Annotated in this window: 11 protein-coding genes and 1 other RNA gene; 9 read left to right on the top strand and 3 right to left on the bottom strand. The window is 65.6% G+C overall.

What is annotated here, in order from left to right; all coding sequences use genetic code 11:
* The first annotated feature begins 53 nt into the window (after window positions 1-53).
* From ssrS to MKL09_RS17140, 7 genes are all read left to right on the top strand, one after another.
* A non-coding RNA gene (gene ssrS, locus MKL09_RS17170) (6S RNA) lies at window positions 54-210 on the top strand.
* Window positions 200-817 carry a 5-formyltetrahydrofolate cyclo-ligase gene (locus tag MKL09_RS17165; protein WP_244022068.1) on the top strand — a complete coding sequence of 206 codons (618 nt, stop codon included), beginning with the start codon at window positions 200-202 and terminating at the stop codon, window positions 815-817. Before ssrS ends, MKL09_RS17165 begins: the two co-directional genes overlap by 11 nt.
* 3 nt (window positions 818-820) lie before the next feature.
* Window positions 821-1,639 carry a TIGR00282 family metallophosphoesterase gene (locus tag MKL09_RS17160; RefSeq protein WP_244022066.1) on the top strand — a complete coding sequence of 273 codons (819 nt, stop codon included), beginning with the start codon at window positions 821-823 and terminating at the stop codon, window positions 1,637-1,639.
* Between the two features lie 386 nt (window positions 1,640-2,025).
* Window positions 2,026-3,003: a MotA/TolQ/ExbB proton channel family protein gene (locus tag MKL09_RS17155; RefSeq protein ID WP_244022064.1), complete on the top strand. Its 978-nt coding sequence runs from the start codon at window positions 2,026-2,028 to the stop codon at window positions 3,001-3,003.
* Window positions 3,003-4,016, top strand: coding sequence for a peptidoglycan -binding protein (locus MKL09_RS17150; RefSeq protein ID WP_244022063.1), 1,014 nt, complete (start codon window positions 3,003-3,005; stop codon window positions 4,014-4,016). Before MKL09_RS17155 ends, MKL09_RS17150 begins: the two co-directional genes overlap by 1 nt.
* Window positions 4,017-4,247: 231 nt before the next feature.
* Window positions 4,248-5,291: a glycosyltransferase family 2 protein gene (locus tag MKL09_RS17145; protein WP_244022062.1), complete on the top strand. Its 1,044-nt coding sequence runs from the start codon at window positions 4,248-4,250 to the stop codon at window positions 5,289-5,291.
* The gene (locus MKL09_RS17140; protein ID WP_244022060.1) at window positions 5,291-6,739 is read left to right on the top strand and encodes a flippase; all 1,449 of its coding nucleotides are present in this window, start codon (window positions 5,291-5,293) and stop codon (window positions 6,737-6,739) included. Before MKL09_RS17145 ends, MKL09_RS17140 begins: the two co-directional genes overlap by 1 nt.
* Window positions 6,740-6,789: 50 nt before the next feature.
* Here the strand turns inward: MKL09_RS17140 and MKL09_RS17135 are convergent, their stop codons facing one another.
* A complete protein-coding gene (locus tag MKL09_RS17135) occupies window positions 6,790-7,815 on the bottom strand; it encodes a D-cysteine desulfhydrase family protein (RefSeq protein ID WP_244022058.1) in 1,026 nt (341 codons plus the stop codon).
* A 95-nt stretch (window positions 7,816-7,910) separates the two neighbouring features.
* Complete coding sequence (locus MKL09_RS17130; protein ID WP_244022056.1) at window positions 7,911-9,755, bottom strand: ABC transporter transmembrane domain-containing protein; 1,845 nt, start codon at window positions 9,753-9,755, stop codon at window positions 7,911-7,913.
* Window positions 9,756-9,997: 242 nt separating this feature from the next.
* On the opposite strand from MKL09_RS17130, the gene rpmE reads away from it, so the two are divergent.
* The gene (gene rpmE, locus MKL09_RS17125) at window positions 9,998-10,246 is read left to right on the top strand and encodes a 50S ribosomal protein L31 (protein WP_007565880.1); all 249 of its coding nucleotides are present in this window, start codon (window positions 9,998-10,000) and stop codon (window positions 10,244-10,246) included.
* A 450-nt stretch (window positions 10,247-10,696) separates the two neighbouring features.
* Entirely contained in the window at window positions 10,697-11,473 is a 777-nt protein-coding gene (locus MKL09_RS17120; RefSeq protein WP_244022054.1) for a MetQ/NlpA family ABC transporter substrate-binding protein, read from the top strand.
* 152 nt (window positions 11,474-11,625) lie between these two features.
* Here MKL09_RS17120 and MKL09_RS17115 read toward each other — a convergent pair whose 3' ends face one another.
* Window positions 11,626-12,156, bottom strand: coding sequence for a DUF1465 family protein (locus tag MKL09_RS17115; protein WP_244022052.1), 531 nt, complete (start codon window positions 12,154-12,156; stop codon window positions 11,626-11,628).
* Window positions 12,157-12,183 lie beyond the last annotated feature (27 nt).

Here is a 12,183-nt window from a genome sequence, read left to right as displayed (position 1 = left end):
TTTTGCCGGGTCCGGCCCTGGCGGGAGCCCCGCGAGATCGCTACATTGCGAAGGCGGGGCTGCAGAGTTCGTCAGGAGCACTTTCCCCGGGGCCTTATCGACTCCCTCGGGAGCTGTCCCTGGCCTCGTCCCTGGACTTGGCCAACACGGCGCCCACCTACTCTGTAGGTTTCCCGGGATCGATCCTCCAACGGCTCACGTGGCTCCGCACTTACCTTCTCCTGAAACCGACCCTGCCCAGACCGACGCGGCGCTCAAGTCCCAGTTGCGCGGTGCCGCGCTCGCCGCCCGTGACGCGCTGGAGCAGGCGGTTCGACATGACGCCTCCGCCCGCATCGTCCAGGCGCTCCTCGCCCTGCCGGAGCTCGCCGAGGCCCGGCTGGTCGGCGCCTACTGGCCGATCCGCAGCGAGGTCGATCCGCGCCCCGCCGCCGAGGGCCTCCTCGCGCGGGGCCAGAGGGTCGCGCTGCCCCACGTCACCCCCGAGGGACTGGTCTTCCGCGAATGGCGGGCCGGGGATGTGCTGGTCGCCGGCCGTTTCGGCCTGAGCGAGCCGGATCCGTCCCTGCCGCCCGTGGAGCCCGACGCCCTGATCGTGCCGCTCGCCGCCTTCGACGGGGCCGGCCAGCGCATCGGCTACGGGCGCGGCTATTATGACGGCGCGATCGCGCGCCTGTCCCGCACGCGGCCCGTTCTCACCGTCGGGGTCGGATTCGCCGTCCAGCGGGTTGATCGCGTCCCGGCCGAGCCGCATGACCGGCCGCTCCAGTTCGTGATTACCGAATCGGACGTGATCCGGTTCGACAGGAAGTCCTGAGCCATGCGGCTGCTTTTTCTCGGCGACGTCATCGGTCGCCCGGGCCGTACCGTCGTCTGCGAGCGCCTGCCCAAGCTGCGGGAGCGCTGGCGGCTCGACTGCGTCGTGGTCAACGGCGAGAATTCCGCCGGCGGTTTCGGCATCTCCGAGTCGATCTGCGACGAGCTGATCCAGGCCGGCGCCGATGCCGTGACCCTCGGCAACCACAGCTTCGACCAGCGCGAGGCCCTGGTGTTCATCGCCCGCCAGCCGCGCCTGGTGCGGCCGGCGAACTACCCGCCCGGCACGCCCGGCCGGGGCGCGACCGTGGTGGAGACGCAGGGCGGCGCCCGGGTTCTGGTGGTCAACGTGATGGGCCGGGTCTTCCTCGACGCCATGGACGACCCGTTCACGGCCGTGGAGCGCGAGCTCTCCGCCTGCCCCCTCGGGGCCGCCGCCGACGCCGTGGTGGTCGACGTGCACGCGGAGGCGACCAGCGAGAAGCAGGCCTTCGGCCACTACCTCGACGGCCGCGCCAGCCTCGTGGTCGGGACCCACACCCACACCCCGACGGCCGACCACCGGATCCTGCCCGGCGGCACCGCCTACATGTCCGATGCCGGCATGTGCGGCGACTACGATTCGGTCATCGGCATGCAGAAGGACGAGCCGATCCGCCGGATGATCCAGAAGACGCCGGGCTCCCGCTGGGAGGTGGCCGGGGGCGAGGCGACGCTGTGCGGCGTCGCCGTCGAGATCCAGGCGGACGGCCTCGCGACCAAGGTCGCAGCGGTCCGCCTCGGGCCGAACCTTGAAGAGAGCTGGCCCCGGTTCTGGGATTAGCCCGGCAGACAAGTGCCCGTGCCAGGAACTTCGGCTGGTCGCATCCGTAGATTGCAGAGACCCCCAAATGAACGGATCTCGCCATGCCTCAGATGTTCGACTGGATTTTCTTCGCCATCATGATTCCATTCCCGGCCTTTCTGGTCTGGGATTACTATCAGCATCGGTAGGTACCGCTTCCGGACGGCAGCAATAATTTCCGTAGGCCCGGTTGTATCGCGCGTGCGCCATCCGCCCTCGCACGGCCGTGATCGACTCCAAACCTCGCGATCGCCACACAAGCGTGTCCGTGGCGAGACTTGATCGCGTGCGGGGCTGCCCCCACAGTGGCCCCGACGGATCCCGCCCGCCGGCGGCTTCATGGTGAGACCAGGCTAGAGCGACCGATGGCCGCCCGCGACGACAACGAGAATAAAATACAGCCGCTGGCACGGCCCGGGATTTATCTCGGGCGGATGGTGATCTTCCTGATCCTGGTCGGCTTCCTGGCCTTCATCCTGTTCAGGCAGATCACCCCGGCCTTCCTGGCCAATCCGGGGCTCAACGGCCTGATCCTCGGGGTGCTGCTGATCGCGGTGCTGATCGCCTTCGGGCAGGTCGTCCGGCTCTACCGCGAGGTCGGCTACGTCGACGCGGTGGCGAGTGGCGGCCAGGCCAAGAAGCCGCCGGCGCTGCTGGCCCCGATGGTGCCGATGATCGCCGCCCGGACGACCGGGACGCTCCTGCCGGGGACTTCCGGCTATCTCGACACGATCGCGGCCCGCCTCGACGAGGATCGCGAGATCCTGCGCTACATCGCCGGCATCCTGATCCTGCTCGGCCTGCTCGGCACGTTCTGGGGCCTGATCGACACCCTTTCGGCGGTGGGCGGGGTGATCAAGGGCATGCGCGGCGGCGGCGATGCCGGTGTGATGTTCGACGAGCTGAAATCCGGCCTCGCGGTGCCGCTCTCGGGCATCGGCCTCGCCTTCTCGGCCTCGCTGTTCGGCCTCGCCTCATCGCTGATCACCGGCTTCCTGGAGCTCCAGGCCGGCCAGGCCCATGCGCGTTTCCACAACGAATTTCAGGACTGGCTGCTCTCCGGCCAGGCGGTCGCCGAGAGCGCGGGGCCGGTCGCGATTCGGCCGGCTGCCGGCACGCAGGACCTCAAGGAGGCGATCGAGCGGCTGACCGCGATCGTCTCCGAGGGCGGCGGCGGCCGGACCGCCACGCTCGCCATGACCAACCTCGCCGAGGGCATCCAGGGGCTCGTCCAGCACATGCGTGCGGAGCAGCAGATGATCCGCGACTGGGTCGAGGCCCAGGCGAGCCGCGAACGCGAGCTGAAGCAGGTGCTCGACCGGCTGGGCCGGGAGCGGGTGTAGTGGCCTCGACCGCAGCCCGTTCCCGACGCCCCCTCAACGTCTGGCCCGGCTACGTCGACGCCCTGGCGACGCTGCTGCTGGCGGTGGTCTTCTTGCTCACGGTGTTCGTGGTCGGGCAGTTCTTCCTGTCGCAGGAGCTGACCGGACGGGACGCCACGCTGGTCAAGCTCAACCGCCAGATCGCCGACCTCACCGATCTTCTGGCCCTGGAGCGCTCGAACCGCCGCAGCCAGGAGGACGAGGTGCGCAACCTTCGCACCACGCTCGTCGGAGTCGAGGCCGAGCGGGACCAAGCCAAAACCCAGGCCGAGGCCGCGACCGTCAGCCAGGGCGCCGCCGGTGCCCTCGACAAGCAGATCGAGGAGGAGCGGGGCGCGACCAAGCGGGCCCTGTCCCAGGTCGATTTGCTGAACGAGCAGATCAGCGCCATGCGCCGCCAGCTCGCGGCGCTTGAGGATGCGCTGGCCGCCTCGGAGACCCGCGACCGGGAATCGCAGGTCCGCATCGCCGAGCTCGGCAGCCGGCTGAACGTCGCCCTGGCCCAGAAGGTCCAGGAACTGGCCCGCTACCGCTCGGACTTCTTTGGGCGCCTACGCCAGATCCTCGGCAACCGTCCGGACATCCGCGTGGTCGGCGACCGCTTCGTGCTGCAATCCGAGGTGCTGTTCCCCGGCGGCTCGGCGACCCTGAAGCCCGAGGCCGGCCCCGAGCTCGACCGGATCGCCGGGGCCATCGCCGACCTCGCCAAGCAGATCCCGGCGGATCTCCCCTGGGTCCTGCGCGTCGACGGCCATACCGACGCGCGGCCGATCACCACCGCGCAATTCCCGTCGAACTGGGCGCTCTCCGCCGCCCGGGCCATCGCGGTGGTGCAGTACCTCGCCGGCAAGGGCATCTCGCCCCAGCACCTGCTGGCCGGTGCCTTCGGCGAGTTCCAGCCCCTCGACGCCGGCACCACCGAGGAGGCCTACGCGAAGAACCGCCGGATCGAGATGAAGCTCACGGAGCGATAGGGGTTGATTGCCCGTTCGACCGGACCGCGCCAAGTGTCAAGTCCGGGCGAGTCTTCAGCGGCTGCACTAAAATCCATCTTCTCGCCCGGCTGACGGCCGAACAAGCATGCCGGGCAGTCGGTCGCCGTAAACCGATCGTGGTTCGTGTTGACTCCTTAGTAACAATGTTTAATAGCCGTTCAGATATGAAAGCCGCTGCAATTTTATCTAAAAAACCCTCTGGATTTGTCAATGGACACCAAGTTCAGCGTTTCGGTGGTAATGGCCACTTTCAACGGTGGACAATTTATCGCTGAGCAGCTGGACAGCATCGCCAGGCAGACGCATCCTCCCACCGAGTTGATCGTCTCGGATGACGCGTCGACCGACGAGACGATCAAGATCGTCAGAAATTTTGCGACGACAGCTCCGTTCCCAGTCAAGATTGTCGAGAACGAGAAGCGGCTCGGGTACGGTAGTAATTTCCTGAGCGCAACGAAACATGCGAGTGGCGCATACTTATCGTTTTGCGATCAAGACGATGTCTGGCTTCCCAATAAAATCGAGGTGTCGCTGAGAGCCATTGAAGCGTTCGACGGCGATCTCTACGTCCATGGAGCGACGATCGTCGACGCGATCGGCACTACAGGGGGGCAATTTACTCAGGGCATCCGGAAGAGGGCCGTCCTGGCTCCGCTGACCCTCCCGCCGTGGGGCGTCTTCTACGGCTTCTCAATGGTATTTCGCAGGGACGTCTTCGACATCATACCCGCGGACGACCGTGGGGGGCACACATTCGAATTCACCGGATCGCTGTCACACGATCTATGGATCTACTTTATAGCCTCTAGTTTGGGCCGAGTAATTGTTGATCCGCAGCCATTGGTTTTGTATCGTCGTCATGATAAAAACGAGACTCCGGACCTGAAAGGCAATATTGTACGAAAGATCTCGAAGTTTTTGGGTGTGGCAGCTCATGAGAACCTTCGGCGTGATTCCGTGGCGGCACACCGTTCAAAAATACTGAAGGATCTGGCTAAATCGGCTTCTCCGTCACGATTGCGCGATCAGGCCGGGGCCGCGTCAAGATACTGGGCCGAGATTGCACGGTTTGAGGCGGATCGAATCACCTTCTACACCCACGATTGCATACTCAGCCGCCTCGCACTGTGCCTGAAGCTTCTGCGTGAAGGTGGCTATCGATCCTATCGCCAAGGCGGCTTGAGCTGGCGCCTCTTTATGAAGGACATACTGTTCGGGGTTTTCCAAATCAGGCGACGGATGGCAAAAAATTAATGGCCGGCAAGAAGATACACCACAATGCAATGTACAATTTGGCCGGAAGCGTTGCTCCGATCGTCATCGCCTTCCTGACGGTCCCGATCTATATCAAATTGGTCGGCGAGGCGCGGTATGGTTTGATCTCGCTCATTTGGCTGGCGTTCGGTTATTTCGGAGTTTTTGATCTTGGGTTATCGCGTGCAACTGCTTACAGGTTGTCGTCACTCAACGATCAGCCGCTGGCTATTAGAACCAGTGTTTTTTATACCGCGTGCGGATTGAATTTAGGCTTAGGGCTTCTGTCGGCCATCTGTTTTTATGTGGTATCGTCAGCTTCAGCAGCCCATTTCGCCGACAACATCGAACTTCAGAGCGAGATCGTACGCTCCCTGCCATGGGTGGCGCTGTTCTTCCCAGTCGGTTTGCTGGGCGGCGTCTTCGCTGGATGCTTGCAATCCCAGGAGATGTTCCTCGAACTGAACGTTCAGCAATCCGTGGGGTCGATCGTTCTTCAAACCCTTCCGTTGCTGTTTTTCTATTACGGATATCAGGATCTGCCATCAGCCATCCTCGGAGCCGTCATAGCTAGGGCGTTCAACGTCTTCTGGCTTGGGGTGGTCTGCGTGAAATGGATGTATCCGGCCGGTCGGCCTATCTTCCGCCCCGCATATATCCGAGGACTGTTCCGTTACGGCGGATGGATAACCATCTCGGATATGATCTCGCCGATCTTGAATGGTCTTGACCAAATGATCATCGGCGCAACGCTCGGACCGAAGGCGACGGCGTATTACTCCGTTCCCTTCAGCATGGCGTCGAAAGTTCTGATCATACCGGCGTCCCTAAACCGGGCGGTGTTTCCGCGTCTGGCCACGCTCGACAAGGACAATGCGCGGCGGGTCAGCGAGAAATCCCTTCAAATCATATCGGGCGTGATGGCCCTGACATGCGCGCCCGCCATCGTTCTGGCGGAACCAGCTCTGGCCTTCTGGATTAACGCTGAAATCGCGAGCCACTCACATCTGGCCGCATCGATCCTGCTCGTCGGAATGTGGATCAATAGCATCGGCTACATTCCCTGGACGCTTTTGCAAGCCAGAGGCCGTCCAGACACGGTCGCGAAGATCCATGCTTTGGAGCTCTTGCCGTTTGTCGCTCTGCTTCTGGCCTTAATATCCTTGTTCGGCCTCGCTGGAGCGGCGGTCGCGTGGTGTGTGCGTGTCCTGGTGGACTTGCTCCTGCAGACGCGTTTCAGCGAAATGAAACTTGCGGATCTGAACGTGGCCATCGTTCCCGGGCTCGTGATCGCATCGTCGTTCGTCGCCACGTTCGTCGCAATGAATCTCCTCGCCAGTATCGTCGTGGCATCGCTGTCGATGGTTGTCATGACGGCATGGCTTTTGAGAAAAACCGACATCATGAGCTATGTCGGCCTCAATGGGCGCCGATTGCAACGCAAATAGGCGGCGCAAGGGTCGGCTGGTCGCTCGTTCGTCGATGGTGACCAATTGAGCTACCGTACGGCCAGCGTTTCCTTGTAGGCGAAGATGCCGGGCGTGCCGCCGGTCATCAGGAACAGCACCGATGAGCCCGTCGGATAGAGCCCGGCGCGAACGTCGTGGAGCAGGCCCGCGAAGGCCTTGCCGCTATAGACCGGGTCGAGCAGCTTGCCCTCGGTGCGCGCCATCAGCCGGACCGCCTCCAGCATGCCCTCCGTCGGGATGCCGTAGCCGGGGCCACGATGGCGTCCGTCGAGGTTGATGTCGGCTGGCGAGACCCGCCGCTCGGCGCCGATCAGGGCCAGGGTGGCGTTGGCCTTCTCCAGCACCTCGGCCCGGGCGCGGTCCTCCTCGGCGAGCACCGCGAAGGATTTCGCCAGGACCGGGTCGAGGCCCATCGCGGCGAGGCCGGCCACGAGGCCCGCATGGGTGCCGGCGCTGCCGTTGGCGGTGATGATCTGCGCGAAGGTGAGGCCCATCGCGTCCGCCTGGGCGAGGATCTCGGACGCGGCATTGGCGTAGCCGAGACATCCGGTCGGGCTCGATCCGCCGGAGGGGAAGACGTAGGCGCGCCGGCCTTCCGCCTTCAGCTCGCCCGCCCGGGCCTCCGCGGCCGCCAGGGAATCGGCGTCGCCCGGCAGCTCGTGGACGGTGGCGCCGAACACGTCGTCGAGCAGGCGGTTGCCGTTCCCGGTATAATCCGGGTCCTGGCGCGGCACGCTGCGGGTGAGGAACAGCTCGCAGGCGAGCCCCGCTTGCGCCGAGGCCGCGGCGGTGAGTCTGGCGTGGTTCGACTGGATGGCGCCGACGGTGATGGCGGTATCGGCGCCCTCGGCCCTGGCGGCGCCGAGCAGGTATTCGAGCTTGCGCAGCTTGTTGCCGCCGAGCCCGATCCCGGCGACATCGTCCCGCTTCACGAAGATCCGCACGCCGTTCAGGGCCGCGCCGAGATGGCGCGTCAGCCCGTCCAGGGGCTCGATCGGGGTCGGCTGCGCGAGGAACGGCAGGCGGGGGAAGCGGGCGAGGTCGAGGCGAATCATCGCGGGTTTTTACACCGCAAGACCGCTCCTGTCCCGGCTCCGGGCAACGGACAGACGCCTTCCATCCCCGAACCCTGCGCGGCCAAGTCCCAAAATTACTCGGCGGCGGGGATGCGCTCGCCGCGGGTTCGAAGACCCTTGCCGCGGGCGGTCTCGTCCAGGGCGTCGGTGAATTGCAGGCTGGCGAGCTGGGCGTAGAGCGCGCCTTGCGCCAGCAGGCTCTCGTGGGTGCCGGTCTCGACGATGCGGCCGTCGTCGAGGACCAGGATGCGGTCGGCGGCGCGGATGGTGGCGAGCCGGTGGGCGATCACCAGGGTGGTGCGCCCGTGCATCAAGGTGTCGAGGGCGGCCTGGACGGCGCGCTCGGATTCCGCGTCGAGCGCCGAGGTCGCCTCGTCGAGGAGCAGGATCGGCGAATCCTTGAGGATCGCCCGGGCGATGGCGATGCGCTGGCGCTGGCCGCCGGACAAGGTCACGCCGCGCTCGCCGACCTGGGTGTCGTAGCCCTGCGGCAGGGCCGTGACGAAGACGTGGGCGTTGGCGAGTTCGGCGGCGCGCCGCACCTCGGCCTCGCCGGCCTCGGGGCGTCCGTAGCGGATGTTCTCGGAGACGGTCCCGGAGAACACCACCGGGTCCTGTGGGACCAGGGCGATGCGGGCGCGCAGGGCCTCCGGATCGACCTGGGCGATATCGATGCCGTCGACGAGCACGCGGCCGCCCTGCGGGTCGTAGAAGCGCAGGAGCAACTGCAGCACCGTCGACTTGCCGGCGCCCGACGGCCCCACGATGGCGATGCGCTCGCCCGGAGCGGCCGCGAAGGTCAGCCCGTCGAGGGCGGCGTGACCGGGGCGGGTCGGATAGGCGAAGCGCACGGAATCGAAATTCACGGCGCCGCGTGCCGGCTCGGGCAGGGGCAGGGCCGGGGAGGGCGCGCGGATCGCCGGTTCGGCCGCCAGGATCTCAGTGAGCCGCTCGGCCGCACCGGCCGACATGGCGAGGTCGCCGTAGACCTCGGAGAGCTGGCCCAGCGCGCCGGCGCCGAACACCGCGTAGAGCACGAATTGCGAGAGCTCGCCGCCGGTCATGGTGTGGTTGAGGACGCCCTGCGCGCCGTACCACATCACCCCGACCACCGAGGCGGAGATCAGGAAGATCGCCACACCGGTGAGCAGGGCCCGGGCCCGGATCGAATCGCGCGCGGCGCCATAGGCCTCCTCGGAGGCGGCGGCGAATTTCGCCGCGGCCGTGCCCGAGCGCCCGAAGGCCTGCATGGTCCGCACGGCCCCAACCGCCTCCGCGGCGTAGGCCGAGGCATCCGCCAGCCGGTCCTGCGCGGCCCGGGAGCGCCGGCGCACGCCGCGGCCGGAAAGGATCAGCGGGAACACGATGACCGGGATGGCGGCCAGCACCATCACGGAGAGGCGCGGGCTGGTGATCACCATCATGGCGGTCGCGCCCACGAACAGGAACAGGTTGCGCAGCAGGATCGAGATCGAGACGCCGAAGGCCGACTTGATCTGCGTCGCGTCGGCGGTGAGCCGGGAGACGATCTCGCCGGATTGCGAGCGGTCGAAGAAGGCGGGATCGAGGATCGTCAGCCGGGCAAAGACGGCGCTGCGCAGATCCGCCACCACGCGCTCGCCCAACGTGACCACGGTATAGACCCGGGCCGCGCTCGACAGCGCGAAAGCCGCCACCACACCGAGCAGGGCCAGGAAATAGGCGTCGATGACGTTTGCACCATCGGCGGTGAAGCCGTGGTCGATCACGCGGCGCATGGCGATCGGCACCACCAGGGTCGAGGCCGAGGCGCAGATCAGGGCGAGGATACCGGCGGCGATCCGCCCGCGGTAACGCAGGGCGAAGGGCAGCAGGGGCCGGAGCGCGCTCAAGGGCGCCTTCGGCCGGCCGGCCGCGGCCGCTTTCGTCTTACGGGCCATCACGCCTCACGCGTCTCTTCCCATCCGGTCCATGGCGCTTGTTCCCGGAGAGAGGCTGCGATATACGCCGCCCCTCATCCGATTGCGCGTGTTCAATGGCCGCGGGCCGCCACCACGGTCGGCTTGGACGTGCCGTTGCCACGAACCTGCGGTTCGGTGCAACCGGTGACACCTTCCGCATTCCGGGCCGGGTGGCGCCTCCTGCGCTCCCCGCCGGCGTGCCAGAACAGGAACGACAGGTCATGGCGAAGGACGCGGCCGCAAAGGCCAAGGGGACCGAGCACCCCGACTACCACTTCATCAAGGTCGTGATGACGGACGGCACCGAGTACCGGACCCGTTCGACCTACGGCAAGGAGGGCGACACCCTCAACCTCGACATCGATCCGCTCACCCACCCGGCCTGGACCGGCGGCGAGCAGAAGATGCTCGATCGCGCCGGCCGCGTCTCGCGCTTCAACTCGCGGTTCGGCAACCTCGGCAAGCGCTGATCCCTCGCGGATCGCGCCGGCACGAATCAGAACGGGCGGTCCCTCGCGGGGCCGCCCGTTTTTTTTGGCGCGCACCGTGTCTCAGCAGGGCACGATGCGGATTTTTCAGCGAAATTCTGTCGCGATTTTTCTGAGCGGCTCGTGAGTTTGATCTTCACCTGCGTCAGAGAGGGAAAATTTTCTTCTCTCAGAGCGGCTGCCCATCGCGTCGGCCGGTAGGCATGATCTCCGCGGCCTCTTTTCCGGCCAAGCCAAGCCGTCGTAATGTCTGATGCTGTCGATGATCTGACCGGCAAGCGATCTTCGGCGATCGCGATCTCGGAGAGATCTGAAGGCTGCTGTTGTTTCCGGCGGGATCATCGCTCGGCACGTTCTTAGGCCATTGAGAAAAACCAACACATCATTTCACGCGCTCGAAAGCTGCGAGCGACGTTTTCGGGGTCGTCATCCATGAAACGCTGGCTGTTTTCCGTCCTCGCCATCCTGTTGACCTTCGCCGCCCCGGCCTTCGCCGGCGAGAAAGTCAAGGTCGGCATCTTCAGCGATTCCGAGGATGTATGGGCGAAGGTGAAGGACATCGCCGCCAAGGACGGGCTCGACCTCGATCTGGTCGTGTTCTCCGACTACCTTCTGCCGAACGCGGCCCTGGACGCCGGCGACCTTCAGGCTAACGCCTTCCAGCACAAGCCCTTCCTGGAGAACCAGAACAAGTCCAAGGGCTACAAGATCGTGCCGGTCGGTGACACGATCGTCTCGCCGATCGGCCTCTATTCCAAAAAGGTGAAAAGCCTCGGCGAGCTGAAGACCGGCGCGTCGATCGGCATCCCGAACGATCCGTCCAACGGCGGCCGCGCCCTGCTGCTGCAGGCGCAGAAGCAGATCAAGCTGAAGGACGGCGTCGGCATCCTGCCCACCGTGCTCGACGTGATCGACAATCCGAAAAAGTTTCAGTTCCGCGAGATCGACGCGGCCCAGCTGCAGCGCAGCCTCGACGATGTCGACGCCGCGGTGATCAACACGAATTACGCCGTCGAAGCCGGCCTGAAGCCGGGCAAGGATTCCATCGCGATCGAGTCGTCGGTCAACAACCCGTACAACAACTTCATCGCAGTGCGGGAGAAGGACAAGAACGCCCCCTGGGTGCCCAAGCTCGTCCGCGCCTACCAGAACGACACGATCCGGACATACATCAAGGACAAGCGCCCCGGAGAATTGCCGGCCTTCTAGAGTGCTCGCCGCCGAAGTGGAGACCGGTTCGGCGTCAGCGAGCGCGTGAAATCAGGGACTTAGAGTCGAGCTCGATTGCAGCGCGATCGGGAACGGCTCTAAGGCAGGCGCCGCGCGGGTGGAGGCTTCGTCCTCCGAACGCGCGGCGATTCTCACCCTTCCCGAAACCGGAACGCCATGCGCAGCAGCCCGTGCTGGGCTGCCACCGGGCTCTCTACCGGCATCGGTGTCGGCCGGTCGTCGGTGATCAGGGAATCCAGATGCAGGATGCGGGCGTGCAGGCGACGCGCCCGCAGGATCAGCTGCTGCAGGCGCACCGGCAGCAGGGAGAAATCCGCCTGCTTCGGCGGCTCGGTGCTGCCGAGCTTGACCCGGTGCTTCTCCTGAAGGGCCTCCGCCGGGGTCATCTCGCCCTCGGCGACCGCGCGCTGTACCAGCAGCCAGGACGCGATCTGCATCAGCAGTGTGGTGAGGCGCATGCTTTCGGCGGCATAGCTCAACGTGGCGTCCCGCGAGACGAGGCGCGACTCGTCGCGGCCCTCGCCATCGAGATAGGCGGCCGTCTCCTCCACGAGCAGCATACCGTCGCGGAACAGCGTCTTGAACGCCACGGAATTGACGTAGGTCTTGCCGAAGTCGACCCAGTCCCGATCGTCCCGGAACGTGACATCGAAGCCGTTCATGCTGCCTCTCCTGTGCCGCCGACGGGC

The organism is Methylobacterium sp. J-048 (assembly GCF_022829515.1).
Lineage (GTDB): Bacteria > Pseudomonadota > Alphaproteobacteria > Rhizobiales > Beijerinckiaceae > Methylobacterium.
The sequence above is the reverse complement of the archived record's forward strand: the minus strand, read 5'-3'. Positions and strand labels throughout refer to the sequence as shown.